Raw genomic sequence first — 24,078 nt, 5'->3', positions numbered from 1 at the left:
GGCGGCCGGCCGTTACTTATCGGCGGCGCCGACTTTTTCACCGCCGGCATTTTCCTGTTTCGCCTGTTCCGACTGGATCGGGAACGTGTCCGTTTGTTGGAAATCGTCATCATCTTCAAATTCCTTCATTTCGATTTCCTTGTCGTTGCTGGAGAGGATTTTCACGTCCAGACCCAGACTTTGCAGTTCTTTGATCAACACCTTAAAGGACTCCGGAACACCCGGTTCAGGGACGTTTTCTCCTTTTACAATCGCTTCATAGGTTTTGACGCGCCCGACGATATCGTCGGATTTGACGGTCAAAATTTCTTGGAGGGTATAAGCCGCGCCGTAGGCTTCCAACGCCCACACTTCCATCTCGCCGAACCGCTGCCCGCCGAATTGGGCTTTCCCGCCCAGCGGTTGCTGGGTGACCAGGGAATACGGTCCGGTGGAGCGGGCATGCAATTTGTCGTCGACCATGTGCGCCAGCTTGATCATGTACATCACGCCCACGGACACGCGGTTGTCAAAGGGTTCTCCCGTCCGGCCATCGTAGAGGATGGTCTTTCCGTCCTTGGCCATCCCCGCTTCTTCAATCATCGACCAAACATCGTCCTCCGTCGCCCCGTCAAAGACGGGAGTCGCGACATACATGCCGAGTTTTTTGGCGGCCATTCCGAGATGGAGTTCCAAAACTTGGCCGATGTTCATCCGGGACGGGACACCGAGGGGATTCAACATGATGTCGATGGGCGTGCCATCCGGCAGGAAGGGCATGTCTTCCACGGGCAAAATCCGCGAAATAACCCCTTTATTCCCGTGGCGCCCCGCCATTTTGTCCCCCGCGGAAATCTTCCGTTTTTGGACGATGTACACCCTGACCAGCTGGTTGACGCCCGGCGGCATTTCATCCCCGTCTTCCCGGTTGAAGACTTTCACGTCGAGGACGATTCCTCCACCTCCGTGGGGAACCCGCAACGACGTGTCGCGGACTTCCCTCGCCTTTTCCCCGAAAATCGCGTGGAGGAGCCGTTCTTCCGCGGTCAGTTCCGTCATTCCCTTCGGCGTCACTTTTCCGACCAAAATATCGCCGTCTTTCACCTCGGCCCCGATGCGGACGATGCCCCGTTCATCCAAATTGCGGAGGGCATCTTCCCCGACGTTCGGGATGTCCCGGGTAATCTCTTCGGGACCGAGTTTCGTGTCGCGGGCCTCCAGTTCATATTCTTCAATATGAATGGAGGTGTAGACGTCTTCTTTAACGAGCCTTTCGCTCATGATGATCGCGTCTTCATAGTTGTATCCTTCCCAGGTCATAAAGGCGACCAGCACGTTCCGGCCAAGGGCGAGTTCCCCCTTTTCCATGGAGGGCCCGTCGGCCAAAATATCGCCCTTCGATACCCGTTCGCCGACTTTCACGATCGGGATTTGGTTGAAGCACATCCCGTTGTTGGACCGGACAAATTTTTGCAGTTTGTAGCGGTCGATATCCCCTTCCACTTCTTTTCCGTCGACGATTTCAATCCGGCGCACCCGGATTTCCCGCGCTTCCACATGAACGACGATGCCGTCGTGCTTGCAGATGACCGCCGCTCCCGAGTCACGTGCGGCTACGTATTCCATGCCGGTGCCGACGATGGGCGCTTCCGGAACCAAAAGGGGAACGGCTTGTCTTTGCATGTTGGCACCCATCAGGGCCCGGTTGGAGTCGTCGTTTTCCAGGAACGGGATACAGGAAGTGGCGACGGATACGACCTGTTTCGGCGAAACGTCCATGTAATCCACCCGGTCGACGGGCACGACCAAGTTTTCCCCGCGGAAACGGGCGAAGACTTCCTTGTCGGCAAAGCTTCCGTCCTCGTTCAGCCGGGCGTTCGCCTGGGCGATCACATAGTTATCTTCTTCATCGGCGGTCATATAATGAATTTCATCCGTGACCCGGCCGGTTTCCGGATCGACTTTCCGGTACGGGGTCTCAATGAACCCGAAACGGTTCACCCGCGCGTAGGTGGACAGGGAGTTGATCAGCCCGATATTCGGACCTTCCGGGGTTTCAATCGGGCACATTCTTCCGTAGTGGGAATAGTGGACGTCGCGGACTTCCATCCCGGCCCTTTCCCGCGTCAATCCGCCAGGCCCCAATGCGGAAAGTCTCCGTTTATGGGTCAATTCGGCGAGCGGGTTGGTCTGGTCCATGAATTGGGAGAGCTGGGAACTTCCGAAAAATTCTTTGATCGCCGCAATCACCGGACGAATGTTAATCAATTGCTGCGGCGTGATCGTATTCGTGTCCTGGATGGACATCCGTTCCTTTACAACGCGTTCCATTCTCGACAGGCCGATGCGGAACTGGTTTTGCAGCAGTTCGCCCACCGAACGGAGGCGCCGGTTCCCCAAATGGTCGATATCATCCGTTCTTCCCACGTTGTAAAGCAGGTTGAAGAAATAGCTGATCGATGCGATAATATCGCTCGGGGTAATATGCTTTACCGAGTCATCGACAACGTTGCTGATGACGTTGATGACCTTCTGTCCGTTTTCCGAAGGGGCAAATATTTTAATAGACTGGATTAAAACTTCCTCATCCAGCACGCCGCCGTTCGGCTGCAATTTTTTCACGCCGATTCCCTTTTCCAGATAGGGCAAGATGCGGTCGAGGGTGCGCCGATCCAATACGGTGCCCGTTTCGGCAATGATTTCCCCCGTTTCGGGATCCACGAGGGTTTCAGCCAATGTTTGGCCGAACAGCCGTTCTTTAATATGTAGCTTCTTGTTGATTTTGTAACGGCCGACATTGGCCAAATCGTACCGTTTCGGATCGAAAAACCGGGAAATGAGCAGATTTTTCGCGTTTTCCGGAGTCGGCGGTTCCCCCGGACGCAGCCGTTCATAGATTTCGATCAACGCTTTTTCCGTGCTGTTCGTATTGTCCTTTTCCAAGGTATTTTGCAAGTACTCATTGTCGCCGAGAATGTCGATGATTTCCTGGTCGGAACCGAAACCGAGCGCCCGCAATAATACGGTAACCGGCAGTTTGCGGGTACGGTCGATGCGGACATAGACGATATCCTTCGAATCGGTCTCATATTCAAGCCAGGCTCCCCGGTTCGGGATCACCGTGGCGGTGAAACCTTTTTTCCCGTTTTTGTCCACTTTGTCATTGTAGTAAACGCTCGGCGAACGAACCAATTGGGAAACGATGACCCGCTCGGCGCCGTTGATGATGAACGTTCCCGTTTCGGTCATGAGCGGAAAATCGCCCATGAACACTTCCTGGTCTTTGACTTCCCCCGTCACTTTATTGATCAAGCGCACCTTCACACGCAAAGGCGCGGCATACGTAACGTCGCGTTCTTTGGCCTCTTCGACGGTATACTTCGGCTCGCCTAGGCTGTAGTCGACAAATTCCAAGGACAAATTGCCGGTAAAATCTTCAATGGGGGAAATGTCCCGGAACATTTCCCGCAAACCCTCTTCAAGAAACCACTTGTAGGAAGAGGTTTGGATTTCGATTAAATTCGGCAATTCCAAAACTTCCCGAATCCTTGCAAAGCTCTTCCGCGTACGGTACTTTCCGTATTGAACCAGATGGCCTGTCAAAAGATTCACCCCTCAAAAAAGCAATTTGGAATACATGAAACCGAATTTTTCTGCTATAATCTATATAAAAAGAAATGATTCACCCCCAAAGACAAAACTTAATTATATATAAAAGAAAAAAGGGTTTCCCGAGAAAACCGCAATCAGCCGTATGATTTGTTATTTATTCTATATTTTCCATTTTTTGAATGGGATATTCTTGCACATGCGGACAGACAAAGCCCCTATACACTTATTGGCATTTTATTATATTAACATATGCGTGAAACCGAGTCAAATTTTTTTTGCGCAAAAAACGTAATAACCCTTCTCCCTGCGGACGGTTTCCACTTCGGCAAAAATCTCTTCGAGTTTTTTCAAGGCGGAAGGAGCCCCTTGTTTTTTCTGAATGACGATCCACAGCCGGCCTCCGTCCGCGAGGTGTTCGAAACTTTTCTCGAACATCGGATAGACCACTTTTTTCCCCGCCCGTATCGGGGGATTGGACAAAATCGCAGCGAAGGACCGTTCCGATATGCCGGCAAACCCGTCGCTCTCATAAACGAGCGCGTTGGAGCAGCCGTTGATGTTCGCATTTTCTTCCGCCAGCTCCAATGCCCGCCGGTTTACGTCGACCATGTGGACAATCCGGTCGGGAAAGGATTTGGCGACGGCGAGCCCGATCGGTCCGTATCCGCAGCCCAAATCGAGGATGGGGCCGGACGGACCGTCCGCCGAAAAGGATTCGATCAGGAGCCGCGTGCCGAAATCCACTCTTTTTTTGGAAAAAACGCCCCGGTCCGTTTTGAAAGTCAGGGAAAATCCCCTTAACGTGTCCTGCCAAAGGGACGGCCTGCTTTCGGCGGAGGGGTCCGGCGAATAATAATGATCGGTCAAGTCGCTCTTCTCCCCTTTCCTTGCAAAAAAGCCCGCAAACATGCGGGCTTTTTTCATTATTTTACTTCGACGGTTGCGCCGACTTCTTCCAGCTTGGCTTTGATTTCTTCCGCTTCTTCTTTGGAGACCCCTTCTTTGACCGGTTTCGGCGTGTTGTCGACGAGGTCTTTCGCTTCTTTCAAACCAAGGCCGGTGATTTCGCGGACCACTTTAATAACTTTAATTTTTTGGGCGCCGGCATCGGCCAAGACGACATCAAATTCGGTCTTTTCTTCAGCCGCTTCGCCGGCGGGAGCGGCACCACCCACAACAGCCACGGGAGCTGCGGCGGTTACGCCGAATTCTTCTTCAATGGCTTTTACCAGATCGTTTAATTCCAAAACGCTCATGTTTTTAATGGCTTCGATGATTTGTTCTTTCGTCATTCCATTTTCCTCCCTTTATTGTTTTTTCAGATTATGGCAAGATTACGCGCTTTGTCCTTCCTTTTGATCGGCAACCGCTTTGACGGCCAGGGCGAAATTGCGGATCGGGGCTTGCAGGACGCTAAGCAGCATGGAAAGAAGCCCTTCCCTCGGCGGCAATTCCGCCAAAGCTTTGATTTCGCTGATGGAGACGAGACGTCCTTCAACGACGCCGGCCTTAATCTCCAGCTTTTCGTTTTTCTTCGCGAAATCGTTTAAAATTTTGGCGGGCATGACCGGATCATGTTCGCTGAACGCAACGGCATTCGGCCCGGTCAAAAACTCGTTCAGTTCGCTCAGTTCCGCCTTTTCTGCGGCTCTGCGCATCAAAGTGTTTTTATACACTTTGAACTCGACGCCGGCTTCCCGGAGCTGTTTGCGCAGCTCGGTAATTTCCGCCACGTTGAGCCCGCGGTAATCGACGATTACCGTCGTCTGACTCTTTTTCAACTTTTCCGTGATTTCTTCGACGATCCGTTTCTTCTGTTCGATCGCGCTGCTCATTTTTGCACCTCCCGTGAACTGGACATTTATACCGGCAAAAGAAAACCTCCAAGTCAGTAGACATGGAGGTGTTCAAGCATGATTTCAAGCATGTCAAAACAGGCTTTCGATCATCCTATACCTCGGTAGGATATTAAGCTTTGAAAAGCACCTACTGTCTACGGTATAAATGTCGCCGTTATTCAATTGACATCCAAATCATATCACAGCGCAAAGACCGTGTCAAACCGTTCCTTATTGTTCAAGGGAAAGCGGGTCGACCTTGATGCCGGGGCCCATCGTCGAGCTCACCGTGATGTTTTTCATGTAGGTCCCTTTGGCGGCGGCCGGTTTCGCTTTAATCAACGCTTCATAAACGGCCTTCAGGTTTTCCACCAATTTGCCGGTGTCGAAAGAGACCTTTCCGATGGGGACATGAATGTTTCCGGCTTTGTCCACCCGGTATTCCACTTTCCCCGCTTTAATCTCCTTCACCGCCCGTTCCACGTCGAAGGTTACGGTGCCGGTCTTCGGGTTCGGCATTAACCCTTTCGGTCCCAAAATGCGGCCGAGTTTACCGACTTCGGCCATCATGTCCGGGGTGGCCACAATCACGTCGAAATCAAACCAGCCGTCCTGAATTTTTTCGATATATTCGTTGTCGCCCACGTAGTCGGCACCCGCAGCCTGGGCTTCCTTCGCCTTTTCCCCTTTGGCGAATACGAGCACCCGTTGGACTTTACCGGTCCCATTGGGCAGCACGACGGCGCCGCGGACTTGCTGGTCGGCCCTTTTCGGGTCTACCCCGAGACGAAAGGCGGCTTCCACCGTGGCGTCAAATTTGGTGTAATTCGTCTTCTTCGCCAATTCGATCGCTTCTGTGGCGTTGTAAGCTTTGGTACGGTCAACCAGCTTGAGCGCTTCCTGATATTTTTTTCCTCTTTTCACCATTTGTAATCCTCCTCAAATGTGGTAATAGCGGAAATGACCTCCCACGAAAAAGGTTGCGTAACCGCAACCTTTCCATCAACCGTTAATCTTCGATGACGATTCCCATGCTGCGCGCCGTTCCTTCGATCATTCGCATCGCCGCCTCAATGGACGCGGCATTCAAGTCGGGCATTTTCGTTTCGGCGATTTCACGAATTTTGTCCCGCTTGACCGTCGCCACTTTCTTACGGTTCGGTTCCCCGGAACCCGATTCAATGCCTGCGGCCTTTTTCAACAACACCGCAGCCGGCGGGGTCTTCGTAATAAATGTAAACGAACGGTCTTCATATACCGTAATTTCCACGGGAATGATCAGACCGGCCTGATCGGCGGTACGGGCGTTAAATTCTTTACAAAATCCCATGATGTTCACACCAGCTTGACCCAATGCGGGACCGACTGGCGGCGCGGGATTGGCTTTACCGGCAGGAATTTGCAGCTTCACAACTTTGACAACTTTTTTAGCCACGAGACACACCTCCTTAAGTCCGTGATGTGGTTTTAGGGACAAGCCCTCCCACTCGATAAGTAAAATATATCAGAAATATAGATCTGAATGGAGATCGTCTCTTAAGCGAGACATACACCGACTTATGAATTTTATCAGATTTGGAAAAGAAATTCAAGCTACATTTTGCTTATTTGGGAAAATCCCACTTCCACGGGGGTTTCCCGCCCGAACATATTGACCAGGACCTTCACCTTTTTCTTGTCGTAATCGATGCTTTCGACGGTACCCGCAAAATTTTTGAAGAACCCTTCGTTGATTTGGACGGTGTCGCCGATCTCCACGTCGATGTCGATTTCTTTTTCTTCAATGCCCATCTTTTTCAGGATCGCATTGACTTCTTCCGGCAACAGCGGGGTGGGTTTCGAGCCGGCGCCGGAGGAGCCGACAAATCCCGTGACGCCCGGCGTGTTTCGGACGACGTACCAGGAATCGTCCGTCATGATCAATTCGACGAGGACGTAGCCGGGAAACACTTTCTTCTTGACGACCTTTTTCTTGCCGTTTTTCACGTCGGTCTGTTCTTCCTCGGGTACGACCACGCGGAAAATTTTATCTTCCATGCCCATGGAAGCCACCCTTTTTTCCAGGTTGGCCTTCACTTTGTTTTCATATCCTGAATACGTATGGACGACATACCATTGTTTTTCCATGAAACGAGGACGATGCGTCCTTCCCTCCTTGAACAAAGATTCTCACCCGTTTGACGGTAAATAAAAAACCCGTTAAACGGGCTTTCTTCGACCATATCTTCATTACCATTATAACAAAAGGCGAACGCGGCTATTCTCACGGAGTCAGCTCGATCAGGAAGGTGATCCCCAAATCGACGAGGGTGAAAAACAAGATGAAAAAGATAACCGTCGACACCACCGTCAGCGTATAACGATACAATTCCTTCCTGCGCGGCCAGCTCACCTTCTGCATTTCAATGGAAACGTTGCGGAAAAATTTGATCACCCGTTGCATCCAAGTACCTCCAAAAATAAAATCATAGGATTTGCCGAAACTCCTGTCCATCCGCTTCCCATGTATGTGAAAAGGACACTGTCCCCCGAAATCCGCTTTCCCCGCAAGGAGGGCCGTTTTACCTTTTCCAAGCGGCGTTTCGCCGCTTCAGGGTGAATTTTCTATTTCCACACTTTATCATGTTTATGAAAAGAATGTCAATAAAAAAAATGATAAAATGCGAGTTCCTGACCCGTTCATGATCGGATCGGGAAAAGATCCCCGGATGAGGCAATGCCGAATCCGGTCAAAACTTCCGCAGGGAGCCGGCGGCGAATTGGCGGGCCAAGGCCGTGGCCTTTGCCGAAATCCCGCGCCTGCCGATGCCCGGACGCAACGCAGTCCACCGTTCCAAACGAGCGGCCGCGAAGTCGGGACGGGCCTCGCCATGACGGCGATACGGAAGCTTCAAGCAATCAGCCGGATCGGCAGCAAACCCACGTGTAATTGGCAGTTGATTGTTTCGGCCGGAATGGTTTATCATAGGAAGGGATGCCCCTTTTCTTGGAAGTTTTTTCTAGCCGTCCGGCCGGACCCACGGCTTCGATCGTCCAGGAGCGCAAAAATCCGTCAAGCCGGCTGGCGGGCGTCAAAATCAGGTTATCTTGCCGGGAAAAAGGCGGCAATAAAAAAACAAACTCGGGCTTGCCGGAAGACCCTAGGAAGTTTCCCTCGTCTCCAAATATTTTTCCAGCTTCCTTTTCACCCGCTGCAAGGCGTTGTCGATCGATTTGACGTGCCGGTTCAGCTCTTCGGATATTTCCTGGTAAGATTGCCCGTCCAAATAGAGGGCGAGCACTTTTCTTTCCAGATCGCTCAACAGCTCCGACATCTTTACTTCTATATGGTCATATTCCTCTTTATTGATGATCAATTCCTCGGGATCGGAAAGCTTGGAACCGGAAAGGGTATCCATTAAAGTCCTGTCCGATTCTTCGTCATAAATGGGCTTGTCCAACGAAATATAGGAGTTAAGCGGGATATGTTTTTGCCGCGTTGCCGTTTTGATCGCCGTAATCATTTGCCTGGTGATGCAAAGCTCTGCAAACGCTTTAAAAGAGGTGAACTTGTCGTCTTTGTAATCGCGGATCGCTTTAAATAAGCCGATCATCCCTTCCTGGATAATGTCTTCGCGATCCGCGCCGATCAGGAAGTAGGATCTTGCCTTTGCACGTACAAACAACCGGTACTTGTGAACCAAATAGTCCAACGCATCCGACTCGCCCTGATGCACCAGCTCCACGATCAATTCGTCGTCCAGGTCCTTATACTTCTGAGCCTTGTTTCTGGAAGGTTCGACGCGCAAATACAATCACCCCGACCGCACTACTTACACACATTATACTGCAGGAAAAATCTCTCAGTCAATAAAACTTTATTCCCCTCTTCGCCATTTTTCGAAAATTTCTGCCACTTCGTCCGCCAGGGGAATGGAAGCTGCCGGCTTTGATTCGGCGATTTTTTTTGCTTTTTTGGCAATTTTCTTTTGGATCACGGAAAGTTCATGATACAGTTCCCGGGCGGATTTCCGGTAAGCCCCCCGGCCGAAAATCACCCACTGCTCGGTGAAATCGGAGGTGGCCACATACACCTTTTCCTTTCCGTCCGCCAATTGGCTGGCCAATTTTTCGATCCTTTCGTCCGCCGTTTCATTCTCCCTGGTGAACAGGATCTCGATGCCGAAATGTTTCATTTTTCTTTCCATCCCTTGCACATGGGGGGCGTCGAAGACAACGATCACTTTGATCCCCGTGAACGCCTGGTATTCCGCCATCCATTCGATCAGCCTGTCCCTCGCCGATGCCAGATCGACCTGCTTCAGTTCAGCCAATTCCGGCCATGCCCCGATCATGTTGTAGCCGTCAACGATGAGCCATTCCATCTTCGGCTACCCCGGGACTCCGCTTCCGGAAGATTTCATACATCATGATTCCGGCTGCCACTGAAGCGTTTAATGACGAAACATGCCCGGCCATGGGGAGACGCAAGAGAAAATCGCATTTTTCCTTGATCAATCGGCCAAGTCCCCGGCCTTCATTCCCGATGACAAGGGCTACAGGCATTTTCCCGTCGAACAGGCGGTAGTCCGTTTCCCCTTCCGCGTCCATCCCCGCGATCCAAATTCCCTTTTCCTTCAATTGGTCGATCGTACGGGCGAGATTGGTGACGCGGGCAACCCGGACGTATTCGATGGCCCCGGCGGAGGCCTTCGCCACCGTCTCCGTCAACCCGGCGGAGCGCCGCTTCGGAATGATCACCCCGTGAACGCCGGCGGCGTCCGCCGTACGCATGATCGAACCCAAATTGCGGGGATCCTCAATTTCGTCCAACAGGAGCAAAAAGGGCAATTCTCCCCTTTTTTTGGCCTCCTCCAACAAATCATCCGGTTCATAGTACCGGTAAGCGGCCGCCTGGGCAACGATTCCCTGATGGTTGCCTTCCGCCATTTCATCCAGTTTGTTCTTCGGGACGATCTGCACGGGGACGTTGTTTTCCTTCGCCAGCCGGATAACCGGCCGGGCGCTCTTCTGCGAACCTTCCGCCACCCAAATCTTATGGATTTCCCTCCGGCCCTTCAGCGATTCCAATACCGGATTTTTCCCGATGATCCATTCGCCCAAAAAAACTCCTCCTTTCATGATTCCATGATCGAAAACGCCCGCCGGACCAATTCCTCCAACCGGCGGAAATTTCCTTCCAAATAATGGTATCCTAACAGGGCTTCAAAGCCGGTGCTTTGCCGGTAGGTATAATAATCGACATTTTTCGGCACCGTATGGCTTTTGGCGTTCCTTCCCCGCCGGACGATGTCCCGCTCCTCCTCCGTCAGCAGATCCTGCTCGAGAAATTGCCGGACGGCCTGGCTTTGGGCCTTGGCGGAAACATATTTTACCGCCTCTTTCTGCAGCAGGTTCGGTTTTACGATGCCCTTTTGCAAAAGGTGATGCCGCACATAGATCTCAAAGACGGCATCACCCATGTAAGCCAATGCCAAGGAATTCAAATATTTCGCGTCGACGGCGCGCTCGGACGTTCGCATGTTCACCCTCTTTTCCATCTCGTGCCTTGCGGTGTATCTTCCAAAATGATATTTTTCTCTTTCAACAGGTCGCGGATACGGTCGGCCGTCGCGAAATCCCTTCTTTTCCTCGCTTCGTTCCTTTCTTCGATCAGCCGCTCGATCTCCTCATCCAGCAATTCCTCCTGTTCCAGGACAAGGCCCAGGACGCCGGCGAAGTCGTCGAACAGGGCCAAATAGGCCTCGATGACTTTCGCCGATGTGTTTTTCTCCATTAAATACAAATTTGCCGATTTGGCCAACTCAAAGAACACGGAAATGCCGTTGGCCGTGTTGAAGTCATCGTCCATCGCCTCGATGAACTGCCGCTTGAACCCGGCAATGTCATTCAGCCATTTGTCATCATCGCCGGTCAAATCGGCGCTCGCCTTCTTCCGGTGAATCAAGTTGTTGTAGGAGGTACGGAGCCGTTCCAGCCCGTTTTTGGCGTCGTTCAGGATTTTTTCGTTGTAATTGATCGGATGCCGATAATGGACGGACAGCATGAAAAAGCGCAAGACTTGCGGATCCACGTTTTTGAGGATTTCATGGACAAGGATCACGTTCCCCAAAGATTTGGACATTTTTTCGTTGTCGATGTTGATATAACCGTTATGCATCCAATATTTGGCGAACGGTTTTCCCGTCAAACTTTCCGTCTGGGCGATTTCGTTCTCATGGTGGGGAAAGATCAGATCCTGGCCTCCCGCGTGGATATCGATCGTGTCCCCCAAGTATTTTCTCGCCATCGCCGAGCATTCGATATGCCATCCCGGACGGCCTTTTCCCCAGGGGCTCTCCCAGTAGATTTCCCCCGGTTTCGCTTTCTTCCAGAGGGCGAAATCGAGGGGATCCCGTTTCTTTTCGCCGATTTCAATCCTCGCCCCGAGCCTTAAATCTTCGATGGACTGATGGGACAGTTTGCCGTAGCCGGAAAAATTCCGCGTCCGGAAATAGACGTCCCCGTCCGCTTCATAAGCGTAACCTTTGGCGATCAGCTCCTCAATAAAGGCGATGATCGTATCCATATTTTCCGTCACCCGGGGATGGACGTCCGCATGCATGCAGTTCAGGGCTTCAATATCGGAGAAATAGGCCTTGATGAACCGCTCCGCCAATTGGGGAACCTCTTCGTTTAATTCCTTCGCCGCATTGATGAGCCGGTCATCCACATCGGTGAAATTGGAAACATAGGTGACCCGGTACCCCCGGTATTGAAAATAGCGGCGCACCGTATCGAACACAATGGCGGGCCTGGCGTTCCCGATATGAATATAATTGTAAACCGTCGGACCGCATACGTACATCTTCACTTTTCCTTCTTCGACCGGCTGGAAAATTTCCTTTTTCCGCGTCAAGGTGTTATAGATTCGTATGGCCATGTTCCCTGCTCCTTTCTAACCGCAAATCTTCGACCTCTTTTTTCAATTGTTCGATTTCTTCCTGCATCCGAAGCAGAATATCGGCAATCGGATCGGGCAAATCCCCGTGATTCAGGTCCTTGTTCACCCGGACGCCGTCCCGGCGGACGACTTTTCCCGGGATGCCCACGACGGTGGAATTCGGGGGGACATCCTTCAACACGACGGATCCGGCGCCGATCTTCGAATTTTCGCCAATGGTGATCGACCCGAGAACTTTCGCTCCCGTGGCGATTAACACATTGTCCTTGATGGTCGGATGGCGCTTCCCCTTTTCCTTTCCCGTCCCTCCAAGGGTCACCCCCTGATAGATCGTCACATTGTCACCGATTTCGCAAGTTTCCCCGATGACAACGCCCATCCCGTGATCGATGAAAAACCGCCGCCCGATTTTCGCTCCCGGATGGATTTCGATCCCGGTGAAAAATCGGCTGATTTGCGAGATGAGCCGGGCGAGAAAGAAAAACCGCCTTTTATACAGCCAATGGGCGATCCGGTGCGCCCAAATGGCATGCAACCCGGAATAGGTGAGGATCACTTCGAGATAACTCCGGGCCGCGGGATCCTGCTCAAACACCACTTGGATATCCTCTTTGATCCGCTTCAACATGGCACTACCCCCTTCTTTTACGGAATCGGTGAATGGGCCATTTCATCTGCGGCGAACGCTTTTCCTTCCATACCATGACCAAAAAAGCGCCCCTGTCCAAGGACAGAGACGCTTCCACGCGGTTCCACTCTGTTTAGACCGGCAAAAAATCCGGTCTCCGCTCTTGCTTTTTAACGGAAGGCTCCGCCTATATTTACTAAACGTCACGTTGTTCAATATAGGGCTCCGGGGCGCATTTCGAAAACGAGAGGCTTTAGGCCGCTTTCAGCCGGTGACGGCCCTCTCTGGCAAAGCATCGTTTTCTACTTCTCCCCATCAACGCTTTTTCATTTTTATGTTGTATCTATTTACACTATATTGCAATCATTGTGAAAGGTTATTTAAAAGGGATGAAATTCTTTTTTGGACTTTTTCCTTCCCCAGCAATTCCAGGGCGGACGGCAGCTCGGGCCCGTGGGTTTGGCCGGTGGCCGCCGCCCGGATCGGCATGAACAGGTTTTTGCCCTTTTGGCCCGTTTTCTTTTGCACGTTCTTTATCGCCTTCTTGATTTCTTCGGCCGCAAAATCCTGCAAATTTTCCGTTTCTTCCAGGAATGCCCGCAAAACTTCGGGCACATGTTCCTGTTTCAATACTTCCTCTGCTTCTTCATTATACGTGACTTCTTCCTTAAAAAACAACTCCGAGAGGGGCAAAATTTCCGCCCCGTAGCTCATTTGTTCCTGATAAAGGGCGACCAGTTTGCGGACGAATGCCATTTCTTCCTCCGACGGTTCCGGGCTGACCCGGCCGGCTTTGATCAAATGGGGCAGGGCCAGGCGGACGACCGTGTCCAAATCGGCTTTTTTCATATATTGATTGTTCATCCACGCCAATTTTTTCGTGTCAAAGACGGCCGGGGACTTGGAAAGCCGGTCCGGATCGAATTGGCGGATGAACTCTTCCTTCGAGAAAATCTCCTCTTCGCCGACAGGGGACCATCCCAAAAGGGCGATGAAATTGAACAAGGCTTCCGGCAAATAGCCCAGTTCCGCGTACTGTTCGATAAACTGGATGATCGTTTCATCCCGCTTGCTCAATTTCTTCCGGTTTTCGTTGACGATCAAGGTCATATGGCCGAAAACCGGCGGTTCCCAGCCGAATGCCTCGTAGATCATCAATTGCTTCGGGGTGTTGGAAATATGGTCGTCGCCGCGCAGGACGTGGGTAATTTTCATCAGGTGGTCGTCGATGGCCACGGCGAAATTGTAAGTCGGCATCCCGTCCTTCTTCCGGATGACCCAATCGCCGATGCCGTCGGATTCGAAGGAGACTTCGCCCTTGACCATATCGTTGAACGTATAAACCTTTCCGGAAGGAACTTTAAAACGGAGGCTCGGCTTTCTTCCCTCTTTTTCCAAACGTTCCTGTTCCTCTTTCGTCAAATGGCGGCATTTGCCCGAATATCTCGGCATTTCCCCGCGGCTTAAAGCCCGCTGCCGTTCTTCCTCCAGCTCTTCTTCCGTGCAATAGCATTTATAGGCCAGCCCGCGGTCGAGGAGCTCCCGATAATATTTTTCGTAGATGTGCAGCCGTTCGGACTGGCGGTAAGGCCCGTATTCCCCGCCGACATCCACGCTTTCGTCCCAATCGATCCCCAGCCATTTCAAATATTTCAGCTGGCTTTTTTCGCCGTCTTCGATATTCCGTTTCAGGTCGGTATCTTCGATTCTTATAATAAATTTCCCGTTTTTGCTTCTGGCAAACAGGTAATTGAAAAGAGCCGTTCTTGCGTTCCCGATATGCAAATGCCCCGTAGGACTGGGCGCATACCGCACGCGGACTTCTGACATGGAATCGTCCCTCCAATTCTTTTCGCTCAAAACCTTTCCTTTTCTTCCGCTTTCGTCCGGAAAAATTTTTCACCTTTTCCGGAAAGCATTACGGGGATCCGCCCCCGTTTTCCAGCAACACCGCCGCCAAGGCGGCGATTCCCTCTTCCCTGCCGGGAAACCCCAGGCGCTCCGTCGTCGTCGCCTTCACGTTCACCCGGTCGGGTTCCGCTTCCAGCAGCTTCGCGATCCGTTCCTTCATTTCCGGGATATAAGGCGCCAATTTCGGCTGTTGGGCGATGACCGTGCAGTCGCAATTGACCAGCCGGTACCCTTCTTGCTTGGCCATCTCCCAAACTTGTCCCAGCAGCCGGCTGGAATCGGCGTCTTTCCATTTCGGGTCGTTGTCGGGAAAATGGATGCCGATATCGCCGCGGCCGATGGCGCCTAAAACCGCATCGGCGATGGCGTGCAGCAAGACATCCGCATCGGAATGCCCCAACAGGCCATGGGAATGGGGGATGGTCACCCCGCCGACGATCAGTTTTCTGCCTTCCGCCAATCGATGAACGTCAAAGCCTTGTCCGATTCGGTACATAGCTATTCTCCTTGATCGATCCTTTCCAGCTTTCTCTTTTTCACAATCGCCTCGGAAAAATACAAATCCTCCGCCGTTGTTATCTTTATATTATCGTAATTTCCCGGCACGAGGGCAACTTTTTTCCCCATCCGCTCCACCAGGCTGGCGTCATCCGTTCCGAGGAAGCCGTCCCTCTCCGCTTTCCGGTGCGCTTCCAAGATCAGGGGATAGGTAAAGGCCTGGGGGGTCTGGATCATCCAGAGGGATGAACGTTCCAACGTCTCCAGAATAAAGCCTCCCTCCGCCCTTTTCACCGTATCCTTCACGGGGACGGCCAAGACCGCCGCCTCATGTTTTTCCACCGCCGAAAGCAAATCTTCAATCTGCTTCCGTTCGACGAAAGGGCGGGCGCCGTCGTGGATCACGACGGCGGAAGCTTCCTTCACCGCCTTTAATCCTTCATACACGCTGTGCTGCCTCTCCTTGCCTCCCCTGACCAAAGCCTTCACCTTCTTTATCCGATAAAGGCGGAGGGCCTCCTCCATTTCCCGCCTGTCCTTTTCGTTGACGACCAGAACGATGCCTTTGCACAACGGATCCTCTTCAAAAACTTGCAGCGAATAGATGAACAGGGGCTTCCCGAAAATGCTCAGCAGCAGTTTGTTCTTGCTGGCTCCCATCCGCCGCCCCGATCCGGCCGCAGGCACTATCGCAACATATTCCATCGATCCGTCCCACACTTTGCATAAATTAAGGAGATCCGGTTTAAAGATCTCCCTTCCATCTCTTATTATAATGCTTTTTCTAAAATTTTGGGCTTCGCAAAAATCATTCTGCCCGCCGATGTTTGCAAAACGCTTGTCACGAGGACGTTCACCGTTTTGCCGATGAAGCTTCTTCCTTCTTCGACGACGATCATCGTTCCGTCATCCAAATAGGCGACCCCTTGATTTTCTTCTTTTCCGTCCTTGATGACATGCACGACCAATTCTTCGCCGGGAAGGACCACCGGTTTTACGGCGTTGGCCAAATCGTTTATGTTTAATACCTTCACATTTTGCAATTCGCACACTTTGTTCAGATTATAATCGTTGGTGACGACAGTGCCGTTCGTCTTTTTCGCCAGCTTGATCAATTTGCTGTCCACTTCCTGCACATCATCGAAATTCCCTTCATAGATTTCGACTTTGATGGGCAAATCCTTTTGGATCCGGTTTAAGACGTCAAGCCCCCTTCTTCCCCGGTTGCGTTTGAGGGCGTCGGAAGAGTCGGCGATATGCTGCAGCTCCTCCAGCACGAATTGGGGAATGACGATCGTCCCTTCGATGAAACCGGTTTGGCAAATATCCGCGATCCTGCCGTCGATGATGACGCTCGTATCCAAAATCTTTAAATGGTTCCCTTTTTTCAAGCCCTCTTCCTCGGCCTGTTTCTTCCGCACCGAGCGGGAAACGATGGAATTCACCAGTTCCTCCCTCTTTTTGAATCCGACCTGGAAGCCCAAATAACCGAAAAACAAGGTCAGCAGGATCGGCGCGATCTCGGTAAGGACAGGGATCTGGATCGCGTTCAAGGCAAACCCGATCAGATAGGCGACAATCAAACCGATGATGAGGCCGATCGTTCCAAACAAAAGATCGAGAGGGGGGGCCTTCAACAAGGATTCTTCAATCCATTTGATGAAATCGACGACATAAGGAACCGCCCAGAAGGTAAGAAAATAAAATAAAATAGCGCCAAAGAGTCCCAATGTATAAGGATTGTTGATAACGATCAGATCGCCGAAGCCGGCAAAGTCCAACACATACGGGAAAAAGAAAATGCCCACCGTCGCACCAAACAGCAAAAAGCCGATTTGTACGATTCGAACTAACATGGATTCACCCCCTTAACTCATTATAAACAATTTCATTATTTTAAAACGTTATATTACACAATTATTTACATTTTGTTACTGGAATGCAAACTTATACTAATTTACGAAAAAACGAGGGAAAGTGTTTCATTGATCGTCGATACCCCGATCAATTGCACTCCGTCAGGAGAGGAAATTTTTCCCAGATTGTTTTTCGGCAAAAAGATTCGCTCAAATCCCAATTTGGCCGCTTCCGAGATCCTTTGATCGATGCGGGAAACCCTTCTCACTTCGCCGGTCAAGCCCACTTCCCCGATGAAACAATCCTTCCGTCCGGTGGGCCGATCGCGGAAGCTGGAAACGATGCTGACGGCGATGGCCAAATCGATGGCCGGCTCATCCAGTTTTACGCCGCCGGTTACTTTCAAATAGGCGTCCTGATTTTGCAGCAACAGCCCCGCTCTTTTTTCCAAAACGGCCATCAGCAGGGAAACCCGGTTTTGATCAATGCCCGTTGCCATTCGTCGCGGATACCCGAACACGGTGGGGGTGATCAGCGCCTGAATTTCCACCAAAATCGGCCGTGTGCCTTCCATGGAAACGACGACGGTGGACCCGGAGGCACCGGAGGACCTTTCTTCCAAGAATAATTCGGACGGATTCTCCACCTCTTCCAATCCGGTGTCCCGCATTTCGAAAATGCCGATTTCATTCGTGGATCCGAAACGGTTTTTCACCGCCCGGAGGATGCGGAAGGTGTGGTGCCGCTCCCCTTCAAAATACAGCACCGTATCGACCATATGCTCCAATATTTTCGGGCCGGCGATCGCCCCTTCCTTCGTCACATGGCCGACGATGAAGACGGGAATGCCGTACGTTTTCGCCATCCTCATCAATTCTCCCGTACATTCCCGCACCTGGGAAACGGAACCCGGCGCCGAAGCGACATCGGGATGATAGACGGTCTGGATCGAATCGATGACGGCAAAATCCGGTTCCAATTGCCGGATGGCGGCATCAATATCCGCCAAATTGGTCTCCGCATAAACAAATAATTGATCGCTTCGGATGGAAAGCCGCTCCGCCCGCAATTTTGTCTGCTGGACCGATTCCTCCCCCGAAACGTACAGGACCTTCTTCCCCTGTTCGGCCAGCTGATGGGAGACTTGCAGCAACAGGGTCGATTTCCCGATGCCCGGATCGCCACCGATCAGGACAAGGGATCCGTTCACGATCCCGCCGCCGAGAACCCGGTTGAACTCCTTCGAACCGGTTAAAATCCGTGATTCCTCGGGCGCTTCGACCGCATGGATGGGGACCGCCTTGACCGCCCGGCCGCCGTCCGGGACGCGGTCCGCCCATCGCCCGGATCTCCCGGTTTCCGAAAGCTCTTCAGCCAGCGTGTTCCATTGCCCGCATCCCGGGCAGCGCCCCATCCATTTCGGCGATTCGTACCCGCAGTTTTGACAAACGAACTTCGTTTTGACCTTCGCCATCCTGAACCCCTTCATCGATTTATTGAAAAATGGAAGAGGCAAACAGACTTGCCCCTTCCTCAGTCTACCTCGTTGAGCGCGGGAGTTTTTACGACAAATCCGTCGTTCTCGTAATCGATGGTGACTTTTCGGCCGGCCAGAATCTTTCCTTTTAACAGTTCTTCGGACAACAGATCTTCGATATGTTTTTGAATGGCCCTCCGCAGCGGCCTTGCCCCGTATTCGGGATCGTAACCGATATCCGTGAGTTTTTCTTTCGCCCGATCCGTGATCGTCAAATCGATATGCTTCTCCTTCATCCGTTCGATGACCGTGTTGCACAGCAGGGATACGATTTGTTTCAAATGATGTTTTTCCAGGGCGTGGAACACGATAATTTCATCGATCCGGTTCAAAAATTCGGGGCGAAAGGTCCGCTTCAGTTCTTCCATGACCCTCGTTTTCATCTCTTTATAATCCTGGCCGCCGTCCTGGAGGTTGAATCCGACGTATTTGTTTCTTTTCAGCGATTCGGCCCCGACATTGGACGTCATGATCAAGATCGTATTCCTGAAATCGACGGTTCTCCCCTTCGAATCGGTCAGACGTCCGTCTTCCAATACTTGCAACAGGATGTTGAAAACATCCGGGTGGGCTTTTTCAATCTCGTCCAGCAGGATGACCGAATAGGGTCTCCGCCGCACTTTTTCCGTCAGCTGTCCGCCTTCTTCATAACCGACATAACCGGGAGGCGCCCCGACCAAGCGGGATGTGGAATGTTTTTCCATGTATTCCGACATGTCGATCCGGATCATGGCGTTTTCGTCGCCGAACATGGCTTCGGCCAAAGCGCGGGCCAATTCCGTTTTCCCGACGCCGGTCGGACCCAAAAAGATGAAGGATCCGATGGGCCGTTTCGGATCTTTCAGGCCGGCCCTGGCCCTCCTTACCGCCTGGGCCACCGCTTTGACCGCCTCTTCCTGGCCGATGACCCGCTCATGCAGGATGTCCTCCAGCTTCAACAATTTTTCCGTTTCCGTCTCGGCCAGTTTGGTGACCGGAATACCCGTCCAGCTGGATACAACCCGGGCGATATCCTCCACCGTAACCTCGCTGTTTTCCTTCCCTTGTTTTTCTTTCCAGGCCTTTTTCGTCGCCTCCAGCTCCTCCCGCAACCGCTGCTCGGAATCCCGGAGGGCCGCGGCCTTTTCAAATTCCTGGCTTTGCACCGCGGCATCCTTTTCCTTGCGGATTTCCTCCAGTTTCATTTCCAATTCCTTTAAGTTGGGAGGAGTGGTGAAACTCCTCAGCCTTACTTTCGATCCCGCTTCGTCGATCAAGTCGATCGCTTTGTCCGGCAGGTAACGGTCGGTAATATAGCGGTCAGACAGGCGAACGGCGGCTTCGATCGCCTCGTCGGTAATCGCGACCCGGTGGTGGGCCTCATAACGGTCGCGCAGCCCTTTCAAGATCTGGATCGTCTCTTCCACCGTCGGTTCTTCCACCATAATCGGCTGGAACCGTCTTTCCAAAGCGGCATCCTTTTCAATATATTTGCGGTATTCGTCCAATGTGGTGGCGCCGATGCATTGCAATTCGCCCCTCGCCAGGGCAGGTTTCAAAATATTGGATGCGTCGATCGCCCCTTCCGCACCCCCGGCCCCGATCAGCGTGTGAAGTTCATCGATGAACAAAATGATATTCCCCGCCTGGCGGATTTCATCCATCACCTTTTTCAGGCGGTCTTCAAACTCGCCCCGATACTTGGTTCCGGCTACCACCGTCCCCATGTCGAGGGTCATCACCCGCTTGTTCCGCAAGATTTCCGGAACTTCGTTATTGACGATCTGCTGGGCCAGCCCTTCCGCGATCGCCGTCTTCCCGACCCCCGGTTCGCCGATCAGGACCGGATTGTTTTTCGTCCTCCTGCTCAGCACTTCGATGACCCTTTGAATTTCCTTGCTACGGCCGATTACCGGATCCAGGTTTCCTTCCCTGGCGATCTGGGTCAGATCCCTGGCAAGACTGTCCAACGTGGGGGTGCTCACATTCGCCTGCGGGTTTCCGCCGTGGGGGGACGTGTCGCTCGATCCCAACAATTGCAGCACCTGTTGACGGGCTTTGTTCAAGTTGACGCCCAAATTGCTGAGCACCCTCGCGGCTACCCCTTCCCCTTCCCGGATCAAACCGAGAAGGATATGTTCGGTTCCGACGTAGGAATGACCCATTTTTCTCGCTTCATCCATCGATAATTCGATCACTTTTTTCGCGCGGGGCGTATAGGGGGGAGCCTGGGTGTAAGCGGCGCCGGTGCCGATTAATTTTTCCACCTCACTTTGAATTTTATCAGGCGTGATCCCGAGGGCAAATAGTGCTTTAGCCGCAATTCCCTCCCCTTCTCGGACAAGACCCAACAAAATGTGTTCCGTTCCGACATTATTATGGTTTAATCGAATGGCTTCCTCCTGGGCAAGAGCCAATACCTTCTGGGCTCGCTCCGTAAATCGGCCGAAAAGCATGTCCTCATTCCTCCTTTAATTCAAATGGGTGGCAAAGTTCAGCCGTTCCCGTATCAGGGCGGCCCGGCGGACGTCCCGTTCAAAGGGCCGCAAGGGGCCTCCGGCATGGTGCTGCAGGAAAGCCGGTTGGGTCAGAATCATCAATTCATTGAGGACCGTTCTCGGGATATTTTTGATATAGCCCATGTCGATCCCCAAACGGACGTCGGACAGGCATTGGGCCGCTTCCTTGGATTCGATGATCCGGCTGTTCATCAGGACGCCCAGCGAACGGTAGACTTTATCTTCCAATTGGATGCCGGAAGTTTTTGCGATCGCCTCCCGAGCCGCCCGTTCCTGTTCAATGATCTGCTCGACGGCGCCGGTCAGGTCCACCACGATATCCTCTTCCGACTTTCCTAAGGTGATCTGATTGGAAATTTGGAAAATGTTCCCCAAGGCTTCGCTTCCTTCACCGTATATGCCCCGGACGACCATGCCCAATTGATTGATCGTCGGAATCAGCTTGTTGATTTGGTTGGTCAAAACCAGCCCGGGCAGATGGATCATCACCGAAGCCCGCAAACCGGTACCCACGTTCGTCGGACAGCTGGTCAAGTATCCCCTCGTTTCGCTGAAAGCAAAATCCAAATGTTCTTCCAGCTGATCGTCCAGATAATTGGCCAGATACAAGGCTTCCTTCAGCTGCAGGCCCGGATAGATGCACTGGATGCGAATATGGTCCTCTTCATTGATCATGATGCTGATCTTTTCATCTTCCGACAGCAGGCAGGCGCCGCAGGACGAGTCTTCCGCCAAATGGGGGCTGATCAAATGTTTCTCCACCAGCACCCGCCTTTCGAGGGGATCGAGATCATCCATTTTTATTATTTCCAATTGTTTTTGATTATCACTCAAGATGAGGGGGGCCACATTTTCGATCGTCTGGACGACCTGCATCGCCTCATCCCGGGAAAACTTGGTCGGAAACAAAAAATCCTTCAAATTTCTAGCCAGGCGGATCCGCGATGTCAGCACGATATCCGATTGGGGCCCGTTTCCGTTCATCCAATAGCTTGCGGATTGATTCAAAAACCGTTCCAATGACATATTTATTCTCCATCCTCCCGGTTGAACAACTGCTTCTCATAATATTTGATTTCATCCCGGACTTTTGCGGCCTCTTCAAATTCTTCCCGTTCCACCAATTTTTGCAGCCTTTCTTTTAACGCCTCGATCCTTTTCCGGAGATGGACCGTACCGCCGGCCCGTTTCGGGATTTTGCCGCCGTGGTTCCAATTTCCCCCATGAAGCCGTTTCAACAGGGGGGTCAATTGATCCTTGAAAGTTTCATAGCAATGAGAGCAGCCGAATTTCCCGATGTTCAAAAATTGTTGGAAAGTCAAGCCGCATTTCGTGCATTGCAGCAGGTCGTGGGCTTGAAAAACGTTGGCGTCCGCATGCTGAATGGACGGCGACATATTGAACAAATTCGCCAATATGTTGTTGAAGGTTAACGCCGGAGAATGGTTAAACATGAAAATATCGCCGTTTTCCTGGGCGCATTCTTCGCAAAGATGGATTTCCGTTTTTTCCCCGTTCACGATCTTCGTGAAGTGCATGGTGGCCGGCCTTTTTTGACATTCTTGACAGATCATATTTTACACCCCATTCTTGATCATTCGAAATGTCGCGATCCCGGAATCATTCGTACATCAACGCGGTTAACATGGCCTTAAGCAATCTTGCCCGCATTCGGTCCCGTTCCGGCAATTCCAGATAAATGACGGAACGGTCGACCACGCTCGACATGATTTTCCCTTCCCTTTCCGTGATGATTTTTTCTTCCATAAGCCGTTCGATGATCGCCGAAGCGCTCGATTGGGAAAGTTCATCACCGATGATGGACAAAAGCTGCTCCAGCAACTGGTATTCCGTATGGGGTTTTACCTTGATGATGCGAATGTACCCGCCGCCGCCCCGTTTGCTTTCCACCAAATAACCCCGTTCAATGGTGAATCTCGTGTTGATGACATAGTTGATTTGTGAAGGGACGCATTGAAATTTGCTGGCGATTTCGCTTCTTTTTATTTCTACAATCTCCGCATTGTTCCGTTCCAATACGCTTTTGATATATTCTTCAATGATGTCAGAAATATTCCGCATGAACTTCACCCCTACCCAATACCAGTACGATGAGGTTATTTGACTTTGACTATCTTTGACTTAATTTTATTATATAATTTTTCTGCATCATTGACAATATTTCTTCGTTGGCCGGACTGAGCAAACATGGCAATTTCCGTTCTTCGGGAAAAACGGCTGCGGGAAAGCGGCGGGGCAGCGAGAACGGCATTGGCCTGGAAACCCATCCGAAGAAAGCCGCGAGCATGGGGGCTGGGAAAACATGCAAAGAGGGCGAAAGGGCTGGACGGATTTGCCGAAGCAAGCAAAGCTTTCCGAAAAGCCCAACCGCGGGATCCCATGAGGGCAGCAGAACCGGCGGGAAACGCGGCGAAACCCGAGCCGGCCGCCGCCGAACCCGGCATTTTAAACATTCCTTATTTTTATTTTACCGTTTCTCATCTCAAAAAATATTGGGGGAAATCTTTGGAGAGATGAAAAAATCTGGCAGGAAGGGAAAATCCGGGGGATGGAAAGGCATAAATCCGGGTCGGAAGGGATGAAAAGCCTTGCCCTATATAGCAAAAATCCCGCCGTAAAGGCGGGATTTTTGGCTGCCCGGCAACGACCTACTCTCGCAGGGGGTCGCCCCCCAACTACCATCGGCGCTGAGAAGCTTAACTTCCGTGTTCGGGATGGGAACGGGTGTTTCCTTCTCGCCATTGTCACCGGACATC

General features: G+C 51.8%; 24 protein-coding genes, 1 rRNA gene and 2 other annotated features. All 25 genes read right to left on the bottom strand.

Annotated features, from left to right (window positions below):
• Positions 1-12: 12 nt before the first annotated feature.
• The 25 genes from rpoB to rrf all read right to left on the bottom strand — a co-directional run bounded on the left by rpoB (position 13) and on the right by rrf (position 24,074).
• A complete protein-coding gene (gene rpoB, locus A3EQ_RS0111780; protein WP_020155383.1) occupies positions 13-3,582 on the bottom strand; it encodes a DNA-directed RNA polymerase subunit beta in 3,570 nt (1,189 codons plus the stop codon).
• Between the two features lie 273 nt (positions 3,583-3,855).
• Positions 3,856-4,515, bottom strand: coding sequence for a class I SAM-dependent methyltransferase (locus A3EQ_RS0111775; protein ID WP_020155382.1), 660 nt, complete (start codon positions 4,513-4,515; stop codon positions 3,856-3,858).
• Positions 4,515-4,883 carry a 50S ribosomal protein L7/L12 gene (gene rplL, locus A3EQ_RS0111770; RefSeq protein ID WP_020155381.1) on the bottom strand — a complete coding sequence of 123 codons (369 nt, stop codon included), beginning with the start codon at positions 4,881-4,883 and terminating at the stop codon, positions 4,515-4,517. The genes A3EQ_RS0111775 and rplL overlap by 1 nt, the downstream gene beginning before the upstream one ends.
• Before the next feature lie 42 nt (positions 4,884-4,925).
• Positions 4,926-5,426 (bottom strand): 50S ribosomal protein L10, encoded by a 501-nt coding sequence (gene rplJ / locus A3EQ_RS0111765; protein ID WP_020155380.1) that lies wholly within the window; start codon positions 5,424-5,426, stop codon positions 4,926-4,928.
• Positions 5,427-5,456: 30 nt separating this feature from the next.
• Positions 5,457-5,608 (bottom strand) — a sequence feature (ribosomal protein L10 leader region).
• Positions 5,609-5,660: 52 nt separating this feature from the next.
• Positions 5,661-6,356 (bottom strand): 50S ribosomal protein L1, encoded by a 696-nt coding sequence (gene rplA / locus A3EQ_RS0111760; protein WP_020155379.1) that lies wholly within the window; start codon positions 6,354-6,356, stop codon positions 5,661-5,663.
• Positions 6,357-6,438: 82 nt separating this feature from the next.
• Positions 6,439-6,864, bottom strand: a complete 426-nt coding sequence (gene rplK, locus A3EQ_RS21005; protein WP_020155378.1) for a 50S ribosomal protein L11 — start codon at positions 6,862-6,864, stop codon at positions 6,439-6,441.
• Positions 6,865-7,022: 158 nt separating this feature from the next.
• Positions 7,023-7,556, bottom strand: coding sequence for a transcription termination/antitermination protein NusG (gene nusG, locus A3EQ_RS0111750; protein WP_020155377.1), 534 nt, complete (start codon positions 7,554-7,556; stop codon positions 7,023-7,025).
• A 136-nt stretch (positions 7,557-7,692) separates the two neighbouring features.
• Positions 7,693-7,872 carry a preprotein translocase subunit SecE gene (secE, locus tag A3EQ_RS0111745; RefSeq protein WP_020155376.1) on the bottom strand — a complete coding sequence of 60 codons (180 nt, stop codon included), beginning with the start codon at positions 7,870-7,872 and terminating at the stop codon, positions 7,693-7,695.
• 697 nt (positions 7,873-8,569) lie between these two features.
• The gene (sigH, locus tag A3EQ_RS0111730) at positions 8,570-9,217 is read right to left on the bottom strand and encodes an RNA polymerase sporulation sigma factor SigH (protein ID WP_020155373.1); all 648 of its coding nucleotides are present in this window, start codon (positions 9,215-9,217) and stop codon (positions 8,570-8,572) included.
• A 69-nt stretch (positions 9,218-9,286) separates the two neighbouring features.
• Positions 9,287-9,793 carry an NYN domain-containing protein gene (locus tag A3EQ_RS0111725; protein WP_020155372.1) on the bottom strand — a complete coding sequence of 169 codons (507 nt, stop codon included), beginning with the start codon at positions 9,791-9,793 and terminating at the stop codon, positions 9,287-9,289.
• Positions 9,774-10,550, bottom strand: a complete 777-nt coding sequence (gene rlmB, locus A3EQ_RS0111720; protein WP_020155371.1) for a 23S rRNA (guanosine(2251)-2'-O)-methyltransferase RlmB — start codon at positions 10,548-10,550, stop codon at positions 9,774-9,776. The genes A3EQ_RS0111725 and rlmB overlap by 20 nt, the downstream gene beginning before the upstream one ends.
• On the bottom strand, positions 10,547-10,951 hold the full coding sequence (locus tag A3EQ_RS0111715; protein WP_020155370.1) for a Mini-ribonuclease 3: 405 nt from the start codon (positions 10,949-10,951) through the stop codon (positions 10,547-10,549). The genes rlmB and A3EQ_RS0111715 overlap by 4 nt, the downstream gene beginning before the upstream one ends.
• A gap of 2 nt (positions 10,952-10,953) precedes the next feature.
• On the bottom strand, positions 10,954-12,351 hold the full coding sequence (gene cysS / locus A3EQ_RS0111710; protein ID WP_020155369.1) for a cysteine--tRNA ligase: 1,398 nt from the start codon (positions 12,349-12,351) through the stop codon (positions 10,954-10,956).
• Complete coding sequence (gene cysE / locus A3EQ_RS0111705) at positions 12,332-13,000, bottom strand: serine O-acetyltransferase (RefSeq protein ID WP_020155368.1); 669 nt, start codon at positions 12,998-13,000, stop codon at positions 12,332-12,334. The genes cysS and cysE overlap by 20 nt, the downstream gene beginning before the upstream one ends.
• Positions 13,001-13,101: 101 nt before the next feature.
• Positions 13,102-13,328, bottom strand: a binding site (T-box leader).
• 35 nt (positions 13,329-13,363) lie between these two features.
• Entirely contained in the window at positions 13,364-14,830 is a 1,467-nt protein-coding gene (gene gltX, locus A3EQ_RS0111700) for a glutamate--tRNA ligase (protein ID WP_026499918.1), read from the bottom strand.
• A gap of 88 nt (positions 14,831-14,918) precedes the next feature.
• Entirely contained in the window at positions 14,919-15,407 is a 489-nt protein-coding gene (gene ispF, locus A3EQ_RS0111695; RefSeq protein WP_020155366.1) for a 2-C-methyl-D-erythritol 2,4-cyclodiphosphate synthase, read from the bottom strand.
• 2 nt (positions 15,408-15,409) lie between these two features.
• Positions 15,410-16,114, bottom strand: a complete 705-nt coding sequence (gene ispD, locus A3EQ_RS0111690) for a 2-C-methyl-D-erythritol 4-phosphate cytidylyltransferase (RefSeq protein WP_020155365.1) — start codon at positions 16,112-16,114, stop codon at positions 15,410-15,412.
• 65 nt (positions 16,115-16,179) lie between these two features.
• Positions 16,180-17,265, bottom strand: coding sequence for a PIN/TRAM domain-containing protein (locus A3EQ_RS0111685; protein ID WP_020155364.1), 1,086 nt, complete (start codon positions 17,263-17,265; stop codon positions 16,180-16,182).
• A 101-nt stretch (positions 17,266-17,366) separates the two neighbouring features.
• Positions 17,367-18,740, bottom strand: a complete 1,374-nt coding sequence (radA, locus tag A3EQ_RS0111680) for a DNA repair protein RadA (protein WP_020155363.1) — start codon at positions 18,738-18,740, stop codon at positions 17,367-17,369.
• Between the two features lie 59 nt (positions 18,741-18,799).
• Complete coding sequence (gene clpC / locus A3EQ_RS0111675; RefSeq protein ID WP_020155362.1) at positions 18,800-21,238, bottom strand: ATP-dependent protease ATP-binding subunit ClpC; 2,439 nt, start codon at positions 21,236-21,238, stop codon at positions 18,800-18,802.
• Between the two features lie 15 nt (positions 21,239-21,253).
• Positions 21,254-22,327, bottom strand: a complete 1,074-nt coding sequence (locus tag A3EQ_RS0111670; RefSeq protein WP_020155361.1) for a protein arginine kinase — start codon at positions 22,325-22,327, stop codon at positions 21,254-21,256.
• 2 nt (positions 22,328-22,329) lie between these two features.
• Positions 22,330-22,875, bottom strand: a complete 546-nt coding sequence (locus A3EQ_RS0111665) for a UvrB/UvrC motif-containing protein (protein ID WP_026499917.1) — start codon at positions 22,873-22,875, stop codon at positions 22,330-22,332.
• A 46-nt stretch (positions 22,876-22,921) separates the two neighbouring features.
• On the bottom strand, positions 22,922-23,383 hold the full coding sequence (locus A3EQ_RS0111660) for a CtsR family transcriptional regulator (protein WP_020155359.1): 462 nt from the start codon (positions 23,381-23,383) through the stop codon (positions 22,922-22,924).
• A gap of 35 nt (positions 23,384-23,418) precedes the next feature.
• Positions 23,419-23,766 carry a hypothetical protein gene (locus A3EQ_RS22520; protein WP_154652867.1) on the bottom strand — a complete coding sequence of 116 codons (348 nt, stop codon included), beginning with the start codon at positions 23,764-23,766 and terminating at the stop codon, positions 23,419-23,421.
• Between the two features lie 191 nt (positions 23,767-23,957).
• Positions 23,958-24,074, bottom strand: a 5S ribosomal RNA gene (rrf, locus tag A3EQ_RS0111650).
• Positions 24,075-24,078: the final 4 nt, after the last annotated feature.

Origin of the sequence: Caldibacillus debilis DSM 16016 (assembly GCF_000383875.1) — a bacterium.
GTDB lineage: Bacteria > Bacillota > Bacilli > Bacillales > Caldibacillaceae > Caldibacillus > Caldibacillus debilis.
The sequence above is the reverse complement of the archived record's forward strand: the minus strand, read 5'-3'. Positions and strand labels throughout refer to the sequence as shown.